Source organism: Flavobacterium sp. CG_9.1 (genome assembly GCF_015751645.1).
GTDB classification, from domain to species: domain Bacteria; phylum Bacteroidota; class Bacteroidia; order Flavobacteriales; family Flavobacteriaceae; genus Flavobacterium; species Flavobacterium xanthum.
In genome coordinates this window covers 1-23208 of the sequence record NZ_JADOVC010000041.1, presented here as the reverse complement: position 1 = coordinate 23208, position 23208 = coordinate 1, and the positions used below count along the sequence as shown (strand labels likewise).

21 protein-coding genes are annotated in these 23208 nt (G+C 34.2%); 3 read left to right on the top strand and 18 right to left on the bottom strand.

The genetic code is table 11. From position 1 onward, the window contains the following. Window positions 1-490 precede the first annotated feature (490 nt). The 7 genes from rplT to IWX83_RS15885 form a co-directional block, all read right to left on the bottom strand. A complete protein-coding gene (gene rplT, locus IWX83_RS15915; protein ID WP_066077922.1) occupies window positions 491-835 on the bottom strand; it encodes a 50S ribosomal protein L20 in 345 nt (114 codons plus the stop codon). 175 nt (window positions 836-1010) lie between these two features. Beyond that, window positions 1011-1208, bottom strand: coding sequence for a 50S ribosomal protein L35 (gene rpmI, locus IWX83_RS15910; RefSeq protein WP_022827375.1), 198 nt, complete (start codon window positions 1206-1208; stop codon window positions 1011-1013). 154 nt (window positions 1209-1362) lie between these two features. Continuing rightward, on the bottom strand, window positions 1363-1920 hold the full coding sequence (infC, locus tag IWX83_RS15905; RefSeq protein ID WP_370273076.1) for a translation initiation factor IF-3: 558 nt from the start codon (window positions 1918-1920) through the stop codon (window positions 1363-1365). A gap of 16 nt (window positions 1921-1936) precedes the next feature. Continuing rightward, the gene (gene thrS / locus IWX83_RS15900) at window positions 1937-3883 is read right to left on the bottom strand and encodes a threonine--tRNA ligase (protein WP_196831174.1); all 1947 of its coding nucleotides are present in this window, start codon (window positions 3881-3883) and stop codon (window positions 1937-1939) included. 217 nt (window positions 3884-4100) lie between these two features. Then, window positions 4101-4733: a hypothetical protein gene (locus IWX83_RS15895; protein ID WP_196831172.1), complete on the bottom strand. Its 633-nt coding sequence runs from the start codon at window positions 4731-4733 to the stop codon at window positions 4101-4103. Then, on the bottom strand, window positions 4730-5233 hold the full coding sequence (locus tag IWX83_RS15890) for an RNA polymerase sigma factor (protein WP_073355185.1): 504 nt from the start codon (window positions 5231-5233) through the stop codon (window positions 4730-4732). Before IWX83_RS15890 ends, IWX83_RS15895 begins: the two co-directional genes overlap by 4 nt. 411 nt (window positions 5234-5644) lie before the next feature. Then, on the bottom strand, window positions 5645-6073 hold the full coding sequence (locus IWX83_RS15885; RefSeq protein WP_073355189.1) for a hypothetical protein: 429 nt from the start codon (window positions 6071-6073) through the stop codon (window positions 5645-5647). A gap of 198 nt (window positions 6074-6271) precedes the next feature. Here IWX83_RS15885 and IWX83_RS15880 point away from each other — a divergent pair, with 198 nt between their 5' ends. Continuing rightward, window positions 6272-7576, top strand: coding sequence for an NAD(P)/FAD-dependent oxidoreductase (locus tag IWX83_RS15880; protein ID WP_196831170.1), 1305 nt, complete (start codon window positions 6272-6274; stop codon window positions 7574-7576). A gap of 266 nt (window positions 7577-7842) precedes the next feature. Here IWX83_RS15880 and IWX83_RS15875 read toward each other — a convergent pair whose 3' ends face one another. Then, window positions 7843-8904 carry a DUF3810 domain-containing protein gene (locus IWX83_RS15875; protein WP_196831168.1) on the bottom strand — a complete coding sequence of 354 codons (1062 nt, stop codon included), beginning with the start codon at window positions 8902-8904 and terminating at the stop codon, window positions 7843-7845. Between the two features lie 114 nt (window positions 8905-9018). Beyond that, window positions 9019-10017: an alpha/beta fold hydrolase gene (locus IWX83_RS15870; protein WP_196831166.1), complete on the bottom strand. Its 999-nt coding sequence runs from the start codon at window positions 10015-10017 to the stop codon at window positions 9019-9021. Between the two features lie 331 nt (window positions 10018-10348). Between IWX83_RS15870 and IWX83_RS15865 the strand changes: the two genes are divergently transcribed. Next, window positions 10349-11812 carry an aminoacyl-histidine dipeptidase gene (locus IWX83_RS15865; RefSeq protein WP_196831164.1) on the top strand — a complete coding sequence of 488 codons (1464 nt, stop codon included), beginning with the start codon at window positions 10349-10351 and terminating at the stop codon, window positions 11810-11812. A gap of 80 nt (window positions 11813-11892) precedes the next feature. On the opposite strand, the gene IWX83_RS15860 is transcribed toward IWX83_RS15865, so the two are convergent. From IWX83_RS15860 to IWX83_RS15840, 5 genes are all read right to left on the bottom strand, one after another. Beyond that, the gene (locus tag IWX83_RS15860) at window positions 11893-13782 is read right to left on the bottom strand and encodes a monovalent cation:proton antiporter-2 (CPA2) family protein (protein ID WP_196831162.1); all 1890 of its coding nucleotides are present in this window, start codon (window positions 13780-13782) and stop codon (window positions 11893-11895) included. A gap of 1 nt (window position 13783) precedes the next feature. After that, window positions 13784-14389, bottom strand: a complete 606-nt coding sequence (locus tag IWX83_RS15855; protein ID WP_073355198.1) for an NAD(P)H-dependent oxidoreductase — start codon at window positions 14387-14389, stop codon at window positions 13784-13786. 433 nt (window positions 14390-14822) lie between these two features. Further along, window positions 14823-17060, bottom strand: a complete 2238-nt coding sequence (locus tag IWX83_RS15850) for a cation:proton antiporter (RefSeq protein ID WP_196831153.1) — start codon at window positions 17058-17060, stop codon at window positions 14823-14825. A 183-nt stretch (window positions 17061-17243) separates the two neighbouring features. Beyond that, on the bottom strand, window positions 17244-18590 hold the full coding sequence (gene purB / locus IWX83_RS15845) for an adenylosuccinate lyase (RefSeq protein WP_196831146.1): 1347 nt from the start codon (window positions 18588-18590) through the stop codon (window positions 17244-17246). 119 nt (window positions 18591-18709) lie between these two features. Beyond that, window positions 18710-19402, bottom strand: coding sequence for an NAD-dependent deacylase (locus IWX83_RS15840; protein WP_196831144.1), 693 nt, complete (start codon window positions 19400-19402; stop codon window positions 18710-18712). Between the two features lie 367 nt (window positions 19403-19769). On the opposite strand from IWX83_RS15840, the gene IWX83_RS15835 reads away from it, so the two are divergent. Next, complete coding sequence (locus IWX83_RS15835) at window positions 19770-20426, top strand: RNA methyltransferase (protein WP_073355204.1); 657 nt, start codon at window positions 19770-19772, stop codon at window positions 20424-20426. Here IWX83_RS15835 and IWX83_RS15830 read toward each other — a convergent pair. From IWX83_RS15830 to IWX83_RS15815, 4 genes are all read right to left on the bottom strand, one after another. Further along, window positions 20423-21151, bottom strand: a complete 729-nt coding sequence (locus IWX83_RS15830) for a hypothetical protein (protein WP_196831142.1) — start codon at window positions 21149-21151, stop codon at window positions 20423-20425. The two genes, IWX83_RS15835 and IWX83_RS15830, sit on opposite strands and share 4 nt — an antisense overlap. Before the next feature lie 3 nt (window positions 21152-21154). Beyond that, complete coding sequence (locus IWX83_RS15825) at window positions 21155-21646, bottom strand: hypothetical protein (RefSeq protein WP_196831140.1); 492 nt, start codon at window positions 21644-21646, stop codon at window positions 21155-21157. A 167-nt stretch (window positions 21647-21813) separates the two neighbouring features. Next, window positions 21814-22188: a hypothetical protein gene (locus IWX83_RS15820; RefSeq protein WP_073355210.1), complete on the bottom strand. Its 375-nt coding sequence runs from the start codon at window positions 22186-22188 to the stop codon at window positions 21814-21816. 225 nt (window positions 22189-22413) lie between these two features. Beyond that, window positions 22414-22614: a DUF4177 domain-containing protein gene (locus tag IWX83_RS15815; RefSeq protein ID WP_073355212.1), complete on the bottom strand. Its 201-nt coding sequence runs from the start codon at window positions 22612-22614 to the stop codon at window positions 22414-22416. Between the last annotated feature and the right edge of the window lie 594 nt (window positions 22615-23208).

The following is a 23208-nucleotide window of genomic DNA, read 5'->3' as shown; positions in this document are numbered from 1 at the left end:
ATCCTAATTTAAGTTTAAAAAGTGGCATATCTTCAACCGGAATCCGTACCTCTTTTTTACTGGAAAGAGTGGCACATCATCAACTGGTTTATCCAATTTGCAGTAAGAGCGTTTGATTTAATGTTTGAATTGTTATAAGAAGAATAGACATAAATCGATAGTAGGAGTAATAAAATCGGGGAACGTAACATTTATGATAATAGTAATTTGCAGGTTATAAACAAGTAATTTGGTTTTATAATTACTTTTGGGGCAGTAGTATTCGAACTGTTTCATCTCTAGGACTAGCAACTGCTGATAAACTGTTAATCGTCGATACAAGTACGAAATGAGATTGTTTTTTGAATCTTTCGTCGATATCTTCCGTATCATTTGTGCATGAAGTAGCTCTAAAATAAAAAAACCCATTCGCGTTGGCGAATGGGTTTTATAATCTGAAACAAGTTCAGATAAAGGTAAGTAAGTAATCTAAATTGTGTTGATAAAACGTTTATTTTACTTTATTAAGTATTGCTTTGAAAGCTACTGGGTGGTTCATAGCTAAATCGGCTAGAACTTTACGGTTCAATTCGATGTTATGCTTTTTTACTTTACCCATGAATTGTGAATAAGACATTCCTTCCAATCTGGCTCCAGCGTTGATACGTTGAATCCACAAAGCGCGGAAATTTCTTTTATTCACTTTTCTGTCACGGTAAGCGTAGCACATTGCTTTCTCTACCGCATTCTTAGCAACTGTCCAAACGTTTTTACGTCTACCAAAGAAACCTTTGGCTTGCTTCATTATTTTTTTTCTTCTTGCTCTTTTTGCAACTGAATTTACCGATCTTGGCATAATTTTATTGTTTTTTTGTAGCAGGCGGCTTGAATTGAATCAAAAGCACTTAATGGCCATACTCCAAGGTTATTTTAAATTGTTTTAACCTAAAGAATTTAAAAAAGTGTTTAGTTTTCAGATTTTAGTGTTCAGTTAGAAACTGCTTACTAAGAGCTGACGACTGATTACTAAATTATATAATTCTTAATTGTTGTTTGATACTTTTCATATCTGTTTTGTGAACTAGCGCAGAGTGTGTCAATGCTAATTTACGTTTTTTAGACTTTTTGGTCAAGATATGACTTTTAAAAGCATGCTTTCTTTTAATCTTTCCAGAACCAGTAACTTTAAAACGTTTCTTGGCGCTAGATTTGGTTTTCATTTTAGGCATTTTTTCCTAGTGTTTTAATTTATTCTTACTTACTTATCTTTCCACTCCCCAGTCCTCCCCGGTGGGGAAGGAGCCGAGAAGTAATATTTTTATTCTCCCTTGAATTCTTGCTAGAGTTTCTTGTCCCCTCCGAAGTAGGGGTTGGGGGAGGATTTTATTTCTTCTTCTTAGGAGCAATGAACATAATCATTCTCTTTCCTTCAAGAACTGGCATCGCTTCTACTTTACCAAATTCTTCAAGATCTGTTGCTAATCTTAATAATAAGATTTGACCTTGATCTTTATAGATAATCGAACGTCCTTTAAAGAAAACGAATGCTTTCAATTTAGCACCTTCTTTTAAGAATTTTTCTGCATTTTTTCTCTTAAACTCATAATCATGCTCATCTGTTTGAGGACCAAAACGGATTTCCTTAACGACTACTTGTGTAGATTTCGCTTTTAGGATTTTATCACGTTTCTTTTGCTCGTAAACAAATTTTTTGTAATCCATGATTTTACAAACTGGAGGCTCAGCATTGGGCGAAATCTCAACTAAATCCAATTCAAACTGGTCAGCTAATCTTAAAGCTTCTGATAGTTTAAAAACTCCAGGCTCAATATTTTCACCTACAAGTCTCACTTCTTGTACACCACGAATCAGACTATTAATTCTGTGTGCATCTTTTTTTTCTACGCGAGGTTGGTAACCTCTGTTGCTTCTTATTGCTATGACTTTATAATTTAAGTTAAACTGTAAATACTTTTAATGTTTTATTTATTTCTTCATTTACAATAGCAACAAATTCTTCTATTGTAACGCTGATATTTCCTTTTCCTTCCTGACCATGACGACGGATAGAAATTGTTCCATTTTTCTCCTCTTCTTCACCAACAATCAGCATAAACGGGATTTTTTGCATTTCTGCATCCCTGATTTTCTTGCCTATAGTCTCATTTCTGTTATCAATCAGGGCGCGAATTTCGTGATTTTCTAGCAAATCTAAAACTTTTTTCGCATATATTTCATATTTCTCACTCAAAGACAATATAATAGCCTGTTCAGGTATTAACCACAGTGGGAAATTTCCTGCTGTGTGCTCTAATAATATGGCTATAAATCGTTCCATGGAACCAAACGGGGCTCTGTGAATCATTACGGGTCTATGCAATTCGTTGTCAGAACCTTTATAAGTTAAATCAAAACGCTCTGGAAGGTTATAATCGACTTGAATAGTTCCTAATTGCCATTGTCTGCCCAAAGCATCTTTAACCATGAAATCCAATTTTGGACCATAGAAAGCAGCTTCGCCATATTCAATAACCGTGTTTAAGCCTTTATCTGCCGCTGCACTGATGATCGCATTCTCCGCTTTTTCCCAGTTTTCATCAGTACCAATGTATTTATCTCTATTTTCTTTGTCTCTTAATGATATTTGAGCCGTGAAATTTTCAAATCCTAAAGAACCGAAAACGTAAAGTACTAAGTCAATTACTTTTTTAAATTCTTCGTCTAATTGATCTGGAGTACAAAATATATGCGCATCGTCCTGAGTAAACCCTCGCACCCGAGTCAAACCGTGTAATTCACCACTTTGTTCGTATCTATAAACCGTACCAAATTCAGCATAACGTTTTGGTAAATCTTTGTAGGACCATGGTCTAACATTATAAATTTCACAGTGATGTGGACAGTTCATCGGTTTTAATAGAAACTCTTCTCCCTCATGCGGTGTACTTATAGGTTGAAAACTATCAGCACCATATTTTGCATAATGACCAGATGTTACATACAATTCTTTTTGACCAATATGAGGGGTTACAACTTGCTCATAGCCCCCTTTTTTTTGTGCTTTTTTCAAGAACTGTTCCAATCGATCTCTTAATGCAGCTCCTTTTGGCAACCATAATGGTAATCCTGCACCTACTTTTGCAGAAAACGCAAACAATTCAAGTTCCTTACCTAGTTTTCTGTGATCTCTGCGTTTTGCTTCTTCAAGTAAAACTAAATATTCTGTAAGGTCTTTTTGTTTTGGAAATGAAGTTCCATAAACACGAGTTAGTTGTTTGTTTTTTTCATCACCACGCCAGTAAGCTCCGGCAACACTCATAATTTTCATTGCTTTGATAATTCCAGTATTTGGAATATGACCACCGCGGCATAAATCAGTAAAAGTGTCATGATCACAGAACGTAATTGTTCCGTCCTCAAGATTGGTAATTAGTTCTGTTTTATAAACGTTGTCTTTGTATAATTCCAAGGCATCCGCTTTTGATACAGGACGTAATTTGAATTCATGTTTTCCTCTTGAAATTTCAAGAACTCTGTCTTCAATTTTTTTGAAATCTGCGTCTGTAATTTTATGATCTTCAAAATCTACATCATAATAAAAACCATTTGCGATTGCAGGTCCTAGCGTTAATTTGATTCCAGGATACATCTCCTCAAGAACCTGTGCCATCACATGCGAAGTAGAATGCCAAAATGCTTTCTTTCCATCAGCGTCATTCCAAGTGTAAAGAATAAGATTTCCGTCCGTCGTCAATGGTGTACTGGTCTCAATTGTTGTACCACTAAAAGAAGCTGAAATCACATTTCTAGCAAATCCTTCACTAATGCTTTTAGCAACATCCATAGGTGTTACACCAAGAGCAAACTCTTTAATTGACCCGTCGGGCAAAGTAATCTTAATCATTGTTTGATATTTTAAGAATGCAAATATAGAGCATTACAAAAACACAACCAATATATATGTAAGGTTTGTTAGTCTAAAGCTTATAATCTAAATTAGTTTGTAAAAATCAATGTTGTTTACCTAAATGATTCTAGGTCTTTCAAAGTAGGAACCCAAAAAAGGACTTCCGATTTAATCGCGGGTCGATTTTAAATTTAACTCTATTAATAACAAGGGTCTATAAATCTATTTTCTTTAATTCCTTATAATTCACATACAAACGACGCAATAGAATTCCGTATAATAATCTGTAAAACAACCATAATAAACCAAATAATAAAAGGCTGATCAGGAATAAAACACCTATTGTAATCGCCATTACCTTGTTGTTTTCGGCGATTTTCTCTTTTAAGACCTCCATTTCAGGATTGTAAACAAAGGCAATGATGAATCCAATTATCAAGCTAAATACTAGCATTGCTAGATTGTACCAAACATAATATTGAACTGTTTTGCGTGTTTTTAAAATATCCTTCATCAATTGTTTGGTAGAAGCAGTTGTCGATATTAGAATATAATTTTTGTAAAATAAATAAATAAAAACTAATATGACTGCATAATTAGCATAGTTCAACACCTCAAAATAAGTAATGAACTCGCTATGTTGTATTTTTTCTAAATACTCATCCGAATCAAAACAAACGCTAAGACAGGTCCATAATAATACCTCTAAAATACTGATGATCAAAATCCACTTCACAATAGAAGATGATTTTTTATGAATCATTTTATAAATTTCGATTTCTGATACTTGTTCAAAAGAGTGATCATCTTTCTGCCAGTCTTTCTTTAATAAATCCAGCTCTTTCATATTCCTAATGGATTTAATATTTTTTTTAATTTCCCTTTTATCCTATTCATTTTTACTCTCGCATTTACCTCACTAATTCCTAGTGTTTCCGCTATTTCGTGATAATCTTTGTCCTCTAGATACATAAAGATCAGCGCCTTTTCAATATCATTTAGTTGGTAAACTGCCTTGTACATTAGCTTTAATTGTTCCTCTTCTTCATAATCATATTCCACATCATTCAGAAAATGTTGGCGACCTTCAAATTCTATCGTGTATATGGATCGTTTTGTTTTTCGGTACAAAGTAATCGCCGTGTTGAGCGCGACTCGGTACGCCCAAGTAGAAAACTTACTGTCTCCCCTGAATTTCGGAAAAGCCTTCCACAACTGGATTGTAATTTCCTGAAACAAATCCTTGTGCGCATCATCGCCATTAGTATACAACCTACAAATCTTGTGGATTATATTCTGGTTTTCCTGCAGCTGTTTTACAAAAGATTGTTCTAGATTTTCACTCATAGTATATACGTTAGTAAGTCAATACTGGTTTTTGTTACAATGCTTCCTTTTTTTTGGAGCACAAAAATTTTCACTTCACAAAAAAAGAGTCGTCCCGCTGTACATTTCAATCTTTTTTTCTGAAAAAAAATCAGAAAAAAAAGGATTTCCACTTCCATCGGGGCTAATTTACCCATTTTGTATTTCACAACAACAGTTGGTAAATACAAATTGTCAAATCACATTCCTACTTTTACAATAAACGACTAAGGGCTATCAATGGAGACTTTACAAAATTGTAGTTTGAAAACCAAAGTTTCACTATTAACAGTATTCAGTTTTATTTAAGTGTGAAAAGAAGGAGAAAAGGGTTTGAAAAAGCCTTTTATGAATTTCATAAAAGGCTTTTGATAAGTGTAAAAAAGTATTATACTATTTTTTACATTCAGAATAATCAACATTAAAAGTATATTTTTTATCGCTAACTTTTTTAACAGCAGGATTATTGATGTGATCTGGTTTATAGGCTGCACCAGTCCCTAAATCTACTCCAAGACCCAATAATCCAAACGATACAACGCTTAAGATAAAGTTTCCAGTTCTAAAAGCAGTATTAAAAGTTTGTTTTTTAGGATCGCAACCTTCTTCTTTTAATTCTACGTTTAAGGCTTTATTTCTTGGAAATAATGCGGTAACTTGTCCGTCACCCATTTTTTGGCCATCAACGTAAATTGCTGCGTTTGGTCGGTCCTTGGCAACAATTGTACCTTCGTACCTACTACCACCAAACATAACACCACAGCTATTTAGCAAAACAAGCATCGATAAGGAGACCACAACAACTGAAATTCTTTTTTTCATAAGGCAAATATTTTTTTGGTTATAATTAATTAAGTAGCTAAAATAGTAATAATAGAATCGTAATTACAAGTGTTTTACACCTTTTTTTTGTTATTTGGTGGCTGTTTACTGAATTTATTTTAATTTTATAATGTAAGTCGTTGGTAGCTAATTTCTTAAATCTTTACTAACTTTGTAATTCATCATTCTATTTTAAAAATGAACATCCCAAATTCAGCTTTACCCAGAATAGTAATTATAGGAGGTGGCTTCGCAGGAATTGCATTGTCCAAAAAGCTAAAAAATAAAAAAGTTCAGGTGGTTCTTTTAGACAAGCACAATTACCATAATTTTCAGCCTTTATTATATCAAGTAGCTACTGGCGGTCTGGAAGCGGGTTCTATAGCCTACCCAATCCGAAAAGTAATTCAGGAATACGATGACGTTTATTTTAGGCTCACCAATGTTCAAGAAATAGATACTAAAAATCAAAAAGTAATTGCTGAGATAGGCGAATTAAGTTATGATTATTTGGTGATTGCTACCGGCTCGAAGACCAATTATTTTGGCAATAAAGAAATTGAGCGCAACAGTATGGCTATGAAAACCATACCGCAATCGCTCAACATACGCAGTTTGATTCTTGAAAATTTTGAACAAGCCGTTTTAACTACTGATGTAGCCGAACAAAACAGCCTTATCAATTTTGTGTTGGTTGGTGGCGGACCAACAGGAGTAGAGCTTTCTGGCGCTTTGGCCGAAATGAAAAAAGCGATTCTGCAAAAAGATTATCCTGATCTTGATATTGCCAAAATGGAAATTAACCTAATTCAAAGTGGCGACCGTATCCTGAATACCATGAGTGAGAAATCCTCACAAGCAGCTGAAAAATTTCTTGTTAGTTTAGGTGTGAAAATTTGGAAAAACGTCCGAGTTACGAACTACGATGGACGTACGATCACCACTAATTCCGATTTAACCTTTGAAACCGCAACTGTTATTTGGACTGCAGGTGTGCAAGGTGCTATTGTAGCCGGATTAGATGCACGATCTTTAGTAGAAAAGGTAGAGCGCATCCGAGTAAACGAATTCAATCAAGTAGTGGGATATGAAAATATTTTTGCTGTGGGTGATATTGCCTCGATGGAATCTGAAACCTATCCGCAAGGACATCCTATGATGGCACAACCGGCCATGCAACAGGGGGAATTATTGGGGGAAAATCTGGTAAAATTAATTCAAAATAAGCCCATGGAAGCTTTCGAGTATAATGATAAAGGTTCTATGGCAACAATTGGAAGAAATAAAGCAGTTGTCGATTTACCCAAGTACCATTTCAGTGGCGTTTTTGCTTGGTTTGTTTGGATGTTTGTACATTTATTTTCACTAATTGGATTTAAAAATAAAGCAGTAGTTTTCTTAAATTGGGTTTATAATTACATTCGTTTTGACCGCGAGGGTCGTTTGATTATCAGACCGTTTAAAAAGAAAAGTTTTACCACGTTTACTAGTGATGAAATGTAGTAAAGGAATTCGTGTGTAGAAATGCTTTTTATGACTTACCAAAAATTAATTTCAAACCTCACTATTAATTTACTAACGCAAAGCTGATAACGTCAAATAAGTAGTCACTAACCGAAAACCCACAACAGATAACCGAAACCCCAAAACAGATAACCGAAAACCCAAAACAGAAAACCCACAACAGAAAACAGAAAACCCAAAACAGAAAACAGATAACCCAAAACAGAAAACAGAAAACCCAAAACAGAAAACAGATAACCCAAAACCTAAAACTCTTTTCCCTTATAGTAATTTACCATCAAATTCACATATTTGTTATAACTCTCTAGGCCATCCTTTTGCTGGTTTATTTTGAGGAATTGATCATAAAAAGCATGGAACCCTTTGTCAATAATTGTGTCATATTGCTTCCAGAAATCTTCGCTTTCTTTGTAGTTTTTTAAAATTCCGGTATTGACCGTTTTCAATAATTGTTTAAAAACAGCCTCATCTCTCGCTTGCCAATTCCCTAAGCAATAGCGTAAAGCCATACTATAACCGGAATATTGAATGTATAAATCTTCATTTTTTATGGATGCTAGAAAGCCGATAAAGTTGCATTCACTTTCACTGGCAAAACCCATTTGGTGTGCCATTTCGTGATTGGTTGTCATAGGAAAACTGTACATAGGTCCCAAATAATTTACTTGTGCTTCATTCGTAAATGGATTCAAATACCCTCCAAAACCCATATAAGTTAACGGCAAACTAAATAATGATTTTTTACTACTTGGATTGTTGTACAAAAAAAAGAAATGCTGTTTTGAAAGTGCTTTATAACCGTTCAGATTCATTTCAAAAATCTGTTCTTTTGAATAGGGCATTACTATTTTTAAGCTATCATTCTTTGTAATCTGCATTTGAATGGCATTTGTTCTAGCGATTAATTTTTGGGTAAAAATCAAAAGATCAGCATCGGTATAATCGCGTTCAATATTCATTTTTTTAAACAGCGGTTGGCGGTAATAATTTAAACCCCACAGTAAATGAAAACAAAAATAAAAAACCGACAGAAAACTTAAAATCGCTAAAACATTATTTTTCCAATCTGTTTTCCACGTTTTTCTTTTTGCAAAAATCCACTTGATTCCAAGAATAATTAGAATAAAATAAAGGAGATCACCGACTGAAAAAGGAATTTTCCCTAAAACAATTCTGGAAAAATTAGAAATAATCGGGTAGAGGCCGTTGCTGTAGTAGTGTTCTACTTGCAAGGGAAAGTAAGGAAGAATTTGTAAACCAATTATTTGAAAAACCAAGAATAAAGGAAGAATGTATTTTGATTTCACGAATCGGTAGTTTTAGTGCTATTTTATGAATGGTAAATATAGAGATTTTTGCTTTTGATAAAAAGTGTAATTTTACGTAGCTCGTACTCCTAACTATTTATCAAAATTAAGTAATTAGTGTAATCGCACCCGGTTTATGATTATCGAAAGCGGGTCATGATCCATTTGATACAGAGAAGAACCTGTAACACCTTTTTTATCTGTTAACCAATGATTCAGTTCTTCAAATATATGTACTTCAATATTAGGATTTTGAAACGATTCAAGTATTCTTAACTCTTCTTTATAATTGATTATTTTATCTTGTGTGCCAGTTAGGTATAAAATTTTTGTGGTGCTATTTTTTATTGTTTCCTCAAGATTAGTTTGAGCCATTTCGACAAAGAAAGTATCATTTAATAACATTGAAAATCTTTTATCAAATCCTTGCTGATCAATATAATTTTTTACATTTTTTTTCAGCAAATGTTGAGCACTGTTGGATATTATTTTTATATATCCATCAAAGAAATTCAAGAGTTCATCTTTCGTTTTTCCTTTACGCATCTGCTGTGAAATACTGTTTTCATAATCCATCTTAAACTGATTTAGAAGAAAGGAGCCGTTTTTAATAATTGGAGTTTCTATTAAAATTATAAAGTCTAGAGTACTATTCTTTTTAAGTAATTGACATGCTGCTATGCCGCCTAGACTATGCCCGACAACACCTATTTTTTTACTTTTATATTTATTACTCACTTGTGCTACAGCAAAGAATAAATCTTTCGATAAATCTTGAGCAGACTCAGAATATTTTCCCTCGGACTTTCCAATTCCTCGCTCATCAAAACGATAAACTGCAATTCCATTTTTTAAAAATTCCTCAGCTAAAATAAAATGCGAATAGCGAGTATCTTTCCCACTCCCGGGAACGATAAAAATTATTTTTTCAAAATCAGTTCTAGGCTTTAATAAAGTTCCTGAAAGTGCAATTTTTTCGTCAGTATTTTGAAAATCTATTTCTTCAAAAATATAGTTTTCCTGAGCACTAACCTCCTTTTCGTATTTAAACATGTTTTGAGTATGAGCAAATAGTGAAAACATTAAAAAAATCGTTAGTGAGATTTGTTTCATGGATTTATGTTTACAATAATCAAGGCTAAATATAAAGATTTTTTATAAATATCGGATTAAGTTTACTTGCGTTGTCATTCTAGTGCAAAACGTTTTCTATTTCCAGTTCTCGCGTGAAGGGGAGAAGCAAACTACCGAAGTAGTGCGTATCACCTGACAGCACTATAGAAAGGGGCTTTGTATTTACAAAAATAGGAAGCCCCTTTTTATGGTGGTGGCACGCCCAAATGATTTCGCGAATTTTAAATGATAATTAACTTTGTAAAGGGAAAAACGAATTTAAACTTTGTAACTTTGGAATCTTAAATTGTTAAACATCAAACAAACATAAATGAGTCAAGAAATAAGAAATTTAGAACCAAAAGCGCTGTGGAATAAGTTTGCCGATTTAAATGCGGTTCCACGTCCTTCTAAAAAAGAAGATAGAGTAATTGCATTCATGAAGAACTTTGGCGAAAGCCTTGGATTAGAAACTTTTGAAGATGATATTCGCAATGTTATCATTCGCAAACCGGCAACTGCTGGAATGGAGAACCGAAAAGCAATTGTGCTTCAAGGACATTTGGATATGGTGCACCAAAAAAATGCAGATACTGTTTTTGATTTTGATACACAAGGAATCGATATGTATGTAGATGGAGATTGGGTTCGTGCTCGCGGAACTACGCTTGGTGCTGATAACGGTCTTGGAGTTGCAGCTATCATGGCAATATTAGAAAGTACTGATATTCCTCATCCTGCAATCGAAGCTTTGTTTACCATTGACGAAGAAACAGGAATGACTGGAGCGTTGAACCTAAAAGGCGGTATTCTGCAGGGTCAGATTTTATTGAATATGGATACTGAGGAAGATGATGAAATCGACATTGGTTGTGCAGGAGGAATTGATGTTACTGCAACAGCAGAATATGATGAAGAGGAAACTCCAGAAGGTTCAGTAGGGTACACCATTACTGTAAAAGGTTTGAAAGGCGGACATTCAGGAATGGATATTCACAAAGGCTTGGGTAATGCGAATAAAATCATGAACCGATTGTTGTTTGATGGTTTTGATAATTTTGGTTTGCAAATTTCAGAAATAAAAGGAGGAAGTTTACGTAATGCTATTCCTCGTGAAAGTATGGCGAAGGTTATTATTGCAGAGGTGTATGATGAAGCTTTTGTTTTTGACATGCAGCAAATTGTTAACGAAATCAAAACCGAGTTTAAAACAACGGAACCCAATTTAGAAGTTGTTTTTGAAAAAATGGATGCAGCTGCTGCTAAAGTAATGCCAACAATTGCTCAGTTTTACTTTGTAAGATCCATGTACACTGCTCATAATGGGGTGTATAGAATGAGCGCTGATTTTGACGATCTAGTAGAAACCTCTAATAATATTGCCAAAGTAATTGTGGGAGACGGACAACTTACAGTACAATGTTTAACACGTTCTTCGGTTGAAACTTCTAAATTTGATTTGGCTAATGCCTTGCGTTCTGCCTTTGAACTAATGGGTTGCGAAGTGGAATTTTCAGGATCTTATCCGGGTTGGACACCCAATTCAGAATCAGAAATTTTAGATGTTTTAGTTCCAATTTACGAGAAACAAAACGGTGAAAAACCAAAAGTAGTAGCGTGTCATGCTGGATTAGAATGTGGAATTCTGGGAACCAATTATCCAGATATGGATATGATTTCTTTTGGACCAACCATTCATGGAGCTCACTCTCCAGACGAAAGAGCGAGTATTTCCTCTTCTCAGAAATTTTGGAAATTTGTATTGGAAATTCTAGCGACGATTCCAGTAAAATAATAGTTTAAAAACCATAGAAAAAGGCATAATTAATTTCCATTTAGGATTTTAATTATGCCTTTTTATTTATAAAATAATTTCTAATCGGCGGGTTCAGAGAGGTTGTTTTTCAAATGTTCACTATCCCAACTATGGTTTGTTGCTGCAATCTGCGAATATAGATCGCTTTTTAGTAACTGTTCCTGTAGTTCAATTTCTTCTTTAATAGTAATGAGGTACGCCATTTTATCATGACGTTTTTCAGCTAATTTACGAGTGGTAATTTCGTCATATTTTATAAATTGCCGTCCTTGTCTAGTGGCTGAATACTTGCGATGGCCTAATTCTACTAAGGCGTCAACACCCATATTTACAGCGCTGTATAATGTTTCTCTGTAAATATGCTCGACTTTATGATCGATTAGTTCATAAGCATCATTTCGATTTCGGGCACGGGTCAAGATTTTCAAGTGCGGAAAATGTTTTTTTAATGTTCCAATCACTTGCAAATTTACAGATGGATTGTCTATCGCTGCAATAAAAAGTTTGGCGTTTTCACAACCAGCCGCTTTCAGCAATTCCAATCGTGTTGCATCTCCATAATACACTTTGAAACCCATTTTTCGTAACAAATCAATTCGATCAGAATCATAATCAAGAATAGTCGATGTAACTTTATTTGCTCTCAATAAACGCCCTACTGTACTGCCAAAATGACCAAAACCAGCAATGATAACAGGATTGTCTTCATCTATGAAATCATCATCTTTATTAATTTCCGTTACTTTTTCTTTGATTCTGGAATTGGGATAAATTATTCGCTCGTTTATTAGCAATAAAAAAGGAGTTGCAAGCATACTCATGGCGATTACCGCCATCACTTGATTTGCCAAAACACTAGGAATAATATTCAATTGCATGCAAAAACTCATGATTACAAAACCAAATTCCCCGGCTTGACTCAAACCAAAAGCAAACAAAAGGTTTTGGTTGGTATTTTTTTTGTGAAATCTACTAATTACAAATAAAACTACAAATTTTACCAAAGTTAGGATGGCTCCAAAAATAAAAATGAAAAGAGGATTTTCAATAATTAATTGAAAGTTTATTGATGCGCCAACGCCAAGGAAAAAAAGGCCTAAAAGCAATCCCTTAAATGGCGCAATATCTCCTTCTAATTCATGTCGAAATTCCGAGTTAGCCAATACAACTCCAGCCATAAAAGCACCTAGTGCAGGACTTAATCCAACCAACTGCATCGAGTACGAGACGCCAACTACTAGTAATAATGCAGAGGCAGTAAACAATTCTTGTAACCTAGTTTTTGCAATTATATGCAATAGCGGAACAAATACATAACGACCGGCAAAATAAATAGTCGATATAATCCCCAGAACAATTAGAGTTTGCAACCAGCTTGGAAATCCAGAAATTAAGGATTGTGGCGCATCACTAGTCACTTCAAGGTTTACAGTTGAAAGTAGCGGTAAAAAAGCTAATATTGGGATCACAGCGATATCCTGAAACAGTAAAACGGCAAAGGAGGAATGGCCTACTGATGTATTCAATAATCCTTTCTCTTTTAAAGTTTGCAGCACAATTGCCGTTGAGGATAAGGCGAGTGCAAGCGAAATAGCTAAGGCAGTTTCCCATTTCCAATCCATAAAAATAAGACATCCAACAAATAAAAGTACAGTGGTTCCTAGTACTTGAGAAGATCCCATTCCGAGGATGAATTTTCGCATTTTCCAAAACTTGCGGGGTTCTAGTTCCAGACCAATTAAAAATAGCATCATCACAACACCAAATTCAGCAAAATGCATAATGTCCTCACCTTCCTGACCAATAAATCCCAAAACATAAGGACCAATTACGATTCCAGCCAATAAGTAGCCCAATATAGAACTTAAGCCTAGCTTTTTAGCAATAGGAACGCAAATTACTGCGGCCGATAAATAAATGATTGCTTGTAATAAAAAATTGGTATCCATATTAAACTTGTATTGTAGCAAACCATTCGTTCAAATAATGGTATTGCAAAATGGTATCAGAATCCAAATCATTGTTTTCTAAATAGTCAAGTAAATAGCCATAAACTACTCCGTTTTTCTCATAATCTTCTTTGGCCATGTTATGAGTTCCATGAACTACAAAAGGAGGTAAGTAGAGCATGTTACATACTTTTGCCGTTTGATTGAACGGTTCCAGCAATTCAACAATACTATAACGATCACTCCCTGTTTCGCAATAATTCTCCTTGTCACCTCCAGTGGTAATGACCTGAAATATAATTTTGTCCTGTAGTGCTTTTCCTTTTTTTCCATACGCCCAGTTGTGTTCTAATACCATATCAATCCATTGTTTCATTAATGGAGGGCAGCTGTACCAATACATTGGATGATGCCAAATAATGATATCGTGTTGGCTCAATAGAACTTGCTCGTGCTTTACATCAATATCAAAATTGGGATATTCTTCGTATAAATCATGAAAAGTGATGTTTTCTGAATGGGGAATATTTTCCACCAAAGCCTTGTTCGCGTGCGATTTTTCGAATAATGGATGAGAAAATAAGATTAAAATTTTATTTTTTGCCATAAAATTTAGTGGTTAACTATGTCTTTTTCAGAAATTTACAACTGCTTAATGTCTGATTTACAGTGTTTTTTGACCTTTTTAAAATTATTGAAAGATATAAAATATTGTTTAGTATTTTTTATAGCAATTGGCTGAAAAGCTATTTTTTTACTTGTAATAGCTGACAAACTGAAAATCCCGTCAAAATAATAAATCATTCTAACAGGATTTAATCTCTTTAGGTTTAATTCCTCGAAGCTTTGCTTCGATTTTTTTAGCCACAGATTCACAGATTAAAAAAGAGTATTGAAAATCTGTGAATCTTTGGCTGTTATTTCGCTACTACTTCTGGGGCTCTGCCCCGAAGTAATTTATTTAAAGACATTCTTCGGTTTTTTAGGAATTAATCAGCTAATCGTATAAAAGCGGTTAATCCATCTAATTGTTTTTTTGTTTAATTTTTGAAAAAAGTGGTCAATAGTTTTTTGCTTCCCACGACCCAAAGAATGTCATTTTTTTCTAAAATCATATTGGATTCTGGATTAAGAATTCGTCTTCCGCTTCTTTCAATTCCTACAATTAAGGCATTCGTTTTTTCCCGCAATTGAGAATCACGGATCGTTGCACCAATAAATTCTTCGTCTTTAAGTTCAAGTTGTTTTAAGATGATGTCCGTCTCAGAAATTTCAGGAACTTCTATTTCATTTTGATGCAAATAGGATTTAAATTCTTTCACTTGTTTGTCTGTTCCAATAATACAAATTTCATCTCCTGGAAATAAACGTTCATTTTTATTGGGGATATTAATCATAATTTCTCCTCTTTTGATAAAGGCAATATTAATACCTAATTGTTCTCTTATTCTGAGCTCATTCAGTGTTTTACCTGCAATATTTGAAGTTGGAGCAATATCAAATGTGGACATGTGTCCGTCCCAAGGAGTCAAATCACTGCGGCTTCTGATAACTTTTTTGATTTCTCTGGCATTTAAATTTTTGAGAAAGTGGCCTTCAATTTTATGATATTGTGCATTTAATTTTTTTGGAAAGACAAAGTAGATCACGACGGCCGAAATCAGTGATATAAAAGCGATTATTGGAGAGAAAAAGATATTCAATAAAAAGCCAATATAAAAAAGTGCTAAAAGCATCCGCATTAGAATCATCATCAAAATTGGTCCACGGTATTTGCGTTCCTCTCTTAGGATGGCTACTTCTTTGACAGCGACACGACGCAAGGAAAGCGCCCATAAAAAGGGAGAAATGATCACTAAAGTAATTAGTGCGCCAAATATGTTTGCAAAAGGAGATCCTTCTACTAATGGCAAAATGAATTTAGATGACAGCAACGTAACCGCAACAATAATTACGGAGTGAATCACGACTTGGGTCAAAAAAGCTCGGACTACTATTTGCCAATTGCTCACTAATTTAATCGATTGCGTATTAGCACTATATCGTTCAATTTTCTTGATCCATTTTCGCGGTAATTTTTTTTCTAGATATTCGGAGAATGGAGTAGAGAATTTTACCATAAATGGTGTTGTAAAAGCGGTAACTGCTGAAACTGCCACTACAATAGGATAGAGAAAATCACTAGTTACATTCAATGTCATTCCAAGAGTAGCGATAATAAAGGAGAATTCCCCAATCTGCGATAAACTCATCCCAGTTTGCACCGATTGCTTTAAAGGTTGTCCAGCAAGTAGGGCTCCAATTGTTGAACTAATAGATTGACCTAGAAGCACTACCAATGTCAAAAGAGCCACGGGAAAGGCATATTCATACAACGTTTCTGGATTAATTAACATCCCTACTGACACAAAAAAAACAGCTCCAAAAAGGTCTTTTACCGGTTTAACTAAATGCTCAATGTGTTCTGCCTGAGTGGTTTCAGCAATGATGGATCCCATGATAAAAGCGCCTAGCGCAGGAGAAAACCCTACATTTGCAGCAAGAATAACCATCATCAAACATAAGGCAAGTGAGATGATTAATAACATTTCGTCCGTCAATATGTTTTTTGCTTTTTTGAGTAAAGTTGGGATAAAAAAGATTCCTCCTACGAACCATATTATTAAGAAAAAAATCAGTTTAAAAACGGATAAAATCAGTTCACTTCCTGAAAACTGCTGACTGACTGCAATTGTAGAAAGTAAGACCATCAATAAAATAGCGACAATATCCTGGACAATCAGGGAGCCAACGACAATTCCGGCGAATTTTTGAGTTTTTACACCAAGTTCTTCAAACGTTTTTAGAATAATAGTTGTAGAAGATATTGATAAAATGACTCCTAAAAAGAGGCTATCCATGGATTTCCATCCAATCCATTGTCCTACCAAATAGCCGAGCGAAACCATAGTAATGATTTGTGTTACAGCAGTGATAGAAGCGGTTCCTCCTACTTTCATTAATTTTTTGAAACTGAATTCGAGTCCTAAACTAAATAATAGAAATATTACTCCGATTTCTGCCCAAACTTCAACGCTTTTAATGTCTTTTACGGAAGGGAAAAAAGCAAAATGATTACCAGCTAAAAATCCGGCAATTAAATAACCCAAAACAAGTGGCTGTTTTATTAATCTAAATAATAAAACGGCTACTGCTGCTGTCATCAAGATTAATCCTAAATCTCTAATTAGGGGCTGTACGTGGTGCGATACGTTTGCAACTGTTTCCGCGGTATTCATCGGCGTTTGCTTGTTTTTTAGATTTTTGTGTATTGTGGTAAGGTATAAAAAAACTTTAATTTTAAAAGTATAATTAATACGAAAAACAGCTTTTTATGATTTTTTTAGCAACAAAAATCCCGTTGAAGAGAATTTATTGTTTCTTTTCAACGGGATTTTATAAAATCGAATAATTTTGTTAATCTATATTCCTAAGAAATTGCTAGGTGTAATTTGCATCAATTCAGCTTTGATTTCATCTGAAACATCAAGAGTAGCAATAAATCCATGAATGGCATTTTTATCAATCGCTTCGTTGGTTCTAGTCAATCCTTTCAACGCTTCATACGGATTAGGATATCCTTCACGACGTAAAATAGTCTGAATAGCCTCAGCAACGACAGCCCAGTTTTTTTCTAAATCCTCGTGGAATTTCGGCTCATTCAATAGCAATTTGTTCAATCCTTTCAAAGTAGCTTCAAAAGCGATTAAAGTATGTCCTATGGGTACGCCAATATTTCTTAAAACCGTACTATCCGTTAAATCACGTTGCAATCTTGATAATGGCAATTTAGCTGATAGATGTTCAAAAATCGCATTGGCAATTCCTAAATTACCTTCTGAATTTTCAAAATCAATCGGATTTACTTTATGCGGCATGGCTGAAGAACCTATTTCTCCTGCTTTGATTTTTTGCTTAAAATATTCCATAGATACGTACGTCCAAATGTCTCGATCTAAATCAATGATGATCGTATTTATTCTTTTCAACGCATCAAAAAAGGCAGCAAAATGATCGTAATGTTCAATTTGTGTCGTAGGGAAGGAGTGATGTAAACCTAGGTTTTCTTCCACAAATTTCCCTCCAAATTTTCTCCAGTCAATTTGTGGATAAGCCACATGATGTGCATTGTAATTTCCGGTTGCACCACCAAATTTAGCCGCAAACGGAATATTAAATAATAAACGCATTTGCTCTTCTAAACGCTCTACAAAAACACCTATTTCTTTCCCCAAACGCGTTGGAGAAGCCGGTTGACCATGGGTACGGGCAAGCATTGGAATATCGCGCCATTCCACACTTAAATCTTTTAATTTAGAAGTCAAAGTAATCAAAGAAGGCATGTATACTTTCTCGAAAGCTTCTTTTGTAGATAATGGAATCGCGGTATTATTAATGTCTTGGGAAGTCAATCCAAAGTGGATAAACTCTTTATATTGGGACAAACCTAGTTTTTCAAACGCATCTTTTATAAAGTATTCCACTGCTTTTACATCGTGGTTGGTTACTTTTTCCGTTTCTTTAATCCAAAGTGCATCTTCAGTCGAAAAGTTTTTATAAATGTCACGTAAACTTTCAAATAAATTTGGATTTACGTTTACAAGTTGTGGCAAAGGCACTTCGCACAAAGCAATGAAATATTCAATTTCAACCAATACACGGTATTTGATTAAAGCCTCTTCTGAGAAAAAAGGAGCTAGAGAAATGGTCTTATTTCTATATCTGCCGTCGATTGGCGATATAGCATTCAATTCGTTTAAAGTAGTCATTGTTTAGTTGTTTGTTCGAAAAGCACAAAAATAGTTATAAGTTATAAGTTATGGGTTATAAGTTTAGATTTTTATTGCAATTGTAATTGATTTTTTGCCATTGCCATTGCCATTTTTTATTACAAGTTCTGGAGCAATTTTTCCCTTAAAAAAGCAACTCCTTTCGAGGCTACTTCTGGAATGACTTCCAATGGATTTCGGAGATTTGGAATCTTAATAGGTTTTGGATCAATATAAAAAATAGGCGTTTCACGAGCTGCGAAATCAATAAGTCCAGCCGCAGGATATACTTGCAAAGAGGTTCCAATCACCGCAAAATAATCCGCACTTTGCGTAATTGTTATGGCCTGGTCAAGCGCTGGAACTTCTTCGCCAAACCATACAATATGCGGCCGCAATTGATTATTATTTTCGTCGAAATCGCCAAAATTTAAATCCTCTTGCCAATCCAGAATGTAATCTGAGTTTTTTGTACTACGCACCTTCAATAATTCGCCATGCAAATGCAAAACCTTCGAACTTCCGGCGCGTTCATGTAAATCGTCTACATTTTGCGTAATAATGTACACCTCAAAATCGGTTTCTAATTCAGCAAGAATCTGATGACCTAAATTTGGCTGCACTTCTTTAAGCTGTTTTCGTCTTTGATTGTAAAAATCAAGTACCAAAGCCGGATTTTTACGCCAGCCTTCAGGAGTGGCCACATCCAAGACATTATGACCTTCCCAAAGTCCGTCGCTGTCACGAAAAGTTTTGATACCACTTTCGGCACTAATTCCCGCTCCGGTTAATACGACAAGTTTCTTTTTCATAGTTATGTTTTTTCGCCACAGATTCACAGGTTTTTTTTGAATTAGGCTTTAGATAGGAAGTTTAAAATTATTAAAAAGAATTGAAAATTTTAGCAGTTGCATTTTTTTTGCCACAGATTTCCAGGTTTTTTTTGGATTAGGCTTTAAATAGAAAGTTTAAAATTATTAAAAAGAATTGGAAATTTTAGCATTTGCATTTTTTTTGTCACAGATTTCCAGATTTTTTTTGGATTAGAAAAACGATTTAATCTGCGAATTTGCTATGAAGTTTTATTTAATTTTTGGTTTTATATTTTGTACGAAATAAGAAATCAGTGAATCTGTGGCTGTTTTTTATTTTTACTATTTTTGCAAAAAATAATTCCCAATGATTGATATCGATTACCTCGCTTTTCTTGAAAATATTTTAACTGACAACCGAAAAGAAAAATTCCTGAAAGTATTGGAAAACAGAACCAAGCATTTTACAATTGCTGTGGAGGATATTTTCCAAATGCACAATACTAGTGCGGTGATGCGCAGTTGTGAAATCTTCGGAATTCAGGAATTAAATGTAATTGAGCAACGCTACGGAAAAAGTATCGATAAAGAAATTGCCATGGGCGCTCAAAAATGGGTAGATATAAACACCTTCGATAGTATCACGAATTGTGTGGATACGCTCAAAAGTAAAGGCTATCAAATTATTGCCACTACACCGCACGAGAATGATTGTTTGATGGATGATTTTGATATATCGAAACCAAGTGCCTTGTTTTTTGGAACAGAAAGAGACGGATTATCCGAAGAAATTTTGCAACGCGCCGATGGTTTTCTAAAAATACCAATGGTCGGTTTTACCGAAAGCTTGAATATTTCAGTATCTGCCGCAATCATTATTCAAAACCTAACCAACCGATTGCGCAATTCAGACATCGATTGGCATTTAACTGAAAATGAAATTTTAGAGAAACGTTTGGCTTGGGCCAAAAATTCCATCAAAGACATTAAGAGAATCGAAGAGCGGTATTTCTTAGAAAATTAAAATTTGACTTCGCTAACAACTTTTATATCTTTTATGTTACTCGGATTCAATTCATAGCGATACACACCGCCATTTCCTATGGCAAACAAAGTGTTGTTTCTAATTATTAAATCAAAACAATTTCTATCAATGCTATGCACTAAGATGGGTTCTGCGGGATTTTGAATGTTAAATATTTTGATAACATCATCACAAACAAATAAATAATCGGCAGTAAAAAAACCAATTCCTTTTGGTTGCGTAAGTGTTCTGCTGTGAATTAATTTTGGATTCGTAAGATCTTTGGTGTCATAAACTTGTAATACGTTTATATTATTTCCACACGTTGTATTTGAATTCAAGGTTACATAGGAATGTGTACTATTGGCAATGACAGGATCACAAGCAGTAAAGTGTTGCACACTCGATAATTTGATTGGGTTTTCCGGATTTGTAATAGAATAAATAAACATTCCGTTTCTAGATCCAATAAAAAGATTATCTCCAAAAGAAAATAGAGTTTCTATGTCAAAACCTATTTGAATCTCATTGACTTTTACTGGTTTTTCGGAATCGATTAACGAGAATACATTCAATTTCATCTGATCTACACTGTATAAATAGTTTCCTTTTATGGCAAAAACAGCAAGTGATCCTCCTTGACCAACGTCTCCCGTTTGTGTCGTATCACTATCCGAACATCCCAATACAAACACTAGAACGAAAATAGATATAATTTTTTTCATTGCTTATTTAATTAAAGTCCAATCGATTATTATTTCATTTTCTTTGGTGTAGCCATATAAGCCGTTTGGCGCTTGCTTTTGCGGAAAAACATTTCTGTTTCTGTTCGTTACTAGGAATTTTTTTGTTGCAGGATTGTACGTTGCCGTTACTAAATCTACTGCTTGATTGATGTACATGGTATTGTCTCTAATCGCCAAGTCAGTGGCCCCCGGAGCTTTTATAAAGTGCATCCGGATTGGATTTTTCGGATCTGCATAATCGTAAACATGAAATCCTTTGTTTACGTCGTTTACAAACATCAAATCGTCTTTTATATATATTTTTCCTGATTTAATGACGGGTTGCGCGTTTTGAAAAGCAATCGAACTTTCCAAAGCGCTGCGGGCAATAATCACTGGTTTGTATTCTTGCCGAGTAAATTCGCCGTTATCTGTAGTTGGCCAACAGGAAATAAATAAAAACGAAACCAGCAGGAGAAGTACTATTTTTTTCATTGCGAAATGTTTTTATAAATATAACAAAAAGAGTATTTGGTTGCGTGTAGCGCGTGTTAATTTTAGGTAAAGAAGTTTTGGTATTTGTAAGCGTTAATCTATAATTTTCAATTTCTAGAAAACGAGCTGCTTTCAATCCCGCTATTTTGTTGAAGTATTGTTACGAGTTATTCCAAATCACTTCTTTCAATGTTGTGGATTTCGAATGTTTTTTCGCTTCCAGATTGCTTAATTATTTTTAAAGTAGTGTTGTCTAATGCAATTATTTTCACATTTTCAAATTTTATAGCAGTACTAATGAATCTATTTATTTTGATGTTCATACCCAAGGCATTCCATTCCACATAATTTTTATACCAAAACATTTGACTGAAATATATAAATTGGCATAAGTAACCTATTGATGCTAACATTCTATTCGTTCTTTTGTATTCAAATTCAAAAATTTCAAATCCACCAATTAGAATACAAACGAGAGAAAGTACCATTAAAAGTGACGTCCATTTTTTAAAGGTCAAGTGATTGAAGTGTATTTTTTTCATTACGTTCAGTTGTTGTTAATTACTAGCATTTTGAGGGTTTTGATGAAAGTCTGCGGCTTTCTCATTTTTTAAATTAATTCAAGTTCTAAAAATTGCACAAATTCACAAAGAGCCGATAGCTTTACGACACCAAAAAGACCATTTCAGTGTTAACATGCAATGAAATGGTCTCAATTGTAAGCATGGATTTTTTAATCAATCAAACATCTTCTTGTCTTACTTTGATTAAATATCTTTTTCAAAATACAAGTGAATATAAATGGCAGAACCAAAATTTGTTGAGGTTGATGTAGTGAATCGATATCCTTTTGCTGCATATTCATCTAGTTTTTCCTGAATTTCTTTTTTTGAATCATTGGCAATGTGCTTTGAATCTAAAGTCAATTTAGAGTAATAAATTAAACTTTCTACTTTGTATTCTTTCATAATAGGTTTTTGGTTAATTAAATAATGTGCAAACTTGTTATGTAAATATAGTTGGTTTTTATTACAAAAAAAATGTTTTTTCTTGTGGTGTAAAATGAACTTAAACCCAATACAGAATTCATTTGTAACAAATCAAGGGATTTTTTTACTCAAATACCTGTGAAAAGCAGCCGTTTTGTAACTTTTTAATATGTTCTTAAGTTCATAAATTGCATAATGTCAGAGCTATTTTGCGTTATCAGAATTACAAATATGTGCGGTCAGGGATTATTGAGCTATTACGTGGAACGAAGCAATCATAACCAGTATTTTCTTTTTATTATGGGTTATAGTTGTGGGCACGGATTGCAAATCCGCGCTACCGGGGATAAAGAAGCCGAAATTTTCTATTATCACTAAACTTCAAAGGAAGCAAAAATCTTCGGTTTAACACCAAACCCGCCATATTGCCAAACCGATTTTATCTGGCGTATTTTATCCAGCAATTCTTTTCAAATTTATATTTTGAGGTGTTCGGATAATTACTTATACTTTTTATGTAAATTTAAAGAATGGAAAAATTTACAGGAGAAAGTATTTTAGAATTCACCGATA

Coding starts and splice junctions, on each gene's coding strand:
- IWX83_RS15830 (WP_196831142.1), bottom strand. CDS start 21,151: ATGAAAAAAATTATATCTATTTTCGTTCTAGTGTTTGTATTGGGATGT.
- purB (WP_196831146.1), bottom strand. CDS start 18,590: ATGACTACTTTAAACGAATTGAATGCTATATCGCCAATCGACGGCAGA.
- IWX83_RS15820 (WP_073355210.1), bottom strand. CDS start 22,188: ATGAAAAAAATACACTTCAATCACTTGACCTTTAAAAAATGGACGTCA.
- IWX83_RS15815 (WP_073355212.1), bottom strand. CDS start 22,614: ATGAAAGAATACAAAGTAGAAAGTTTAATTTATTACTCTAAATTGACT.
- IWX83_RS15870 (WP_196831166.1), bottom strand. CDS start 10,017: ATGAAACAAATCTCACTAACGATTTTTTTAATGTTTTCACTATTTGCT.
- IWX83_RS15890 (WP_073355185.1), bottom strand. CDS start 5,233: ATGAGTGAAAATCTAGAACAATCTTTTGTAAAACAGCTGCAGGAAAAC.
- IWX83_RS15880 (WP_196831170.1), top strand. CDS start 6,272: ATGAACATCCCAAATTCAGCTTTACCCAGAATAGTAATTATAGGAGGT.
- rplT (WP_066077922.1), bottom strand. CDS start 835: ATGCCAAGATCGGTAAATTCAGTTGCAAAAAGAGCAAGAAGAAAAAAA.
- IWX83_RS15850 (WP_196831153.1), bottom strand. CDS start 17,060: ATGAATACCGCGGAAACAGTTGCAAACGTATCGCACCACGTACAGCCC.
- IWX83_RS15825 (WP_196831140.1), bottom strand. CDS start 21,646: ATGAAAAAAATAGTACTTCTCCTGCTGGTTTCGTTTTTATTTATTTCC.
- rpmI (WP_022827375.1), bottom strand. CDS start 1,208: ATGCCTAAAATGAAAACCAAATCTAGCGCCAAGAAACGTTTTAAAGTT.
- thrS (WP_196831174.1), bottom strand. CDS start 3,883: ATGATTAAGATTACTTTGCCCGACGGGTCAATTAAAGAGTTTGCTCTT.
- IWX83_RS15895 (WP_196831172.1), bottom strand. CDS start 4,733: ATGAAAGAGCTGGATTTATTAAAGAAAGACTGGCAGAAAGATGATCAC.
- IWX83_RS15840 (WP_196831144.1), bottom strand. CDS start 19,402: ATGAAAAAGAAACTTGTCGTATTAACCGGAGCGGGAATTAGTGCCGAA.
- IWX83_RS15855 (WP_073355198.1), bottom strand. CDS start 14,389: ATGGCAAAAAATAAAATTTTAATCTTATTTTCTCATCCATTATTCGAA.
- IWX83_RS15835 (WP_073355204.1), top strand. CDS start 19,770: ATGATTGATATCGATTACCTCGCTTTTCTTGAAAATATTTTAACTGAC.
- IWX83_RS15860 (WP_196831162.1), bottom strand. CDS start 13,782: ATGGATACCAATTTTTTATTACAAGCAATCATTTATTTATCGGCCGCA.
- IWX83_RS15885 (WP_073355189.1), bottom strand. CDS start 6,073: ATGAAAAAAAGAATTTCAGTTGTTGTGGTCTCCTTATCGATGCTTGTT.
- IWX83_RS15865 (WP_196831164.1), top strand. CDS start 10,349: ATGAGTCAAGAAATAAGAAATTTAGAACCAAAAGCGCTGTGGAATAAG.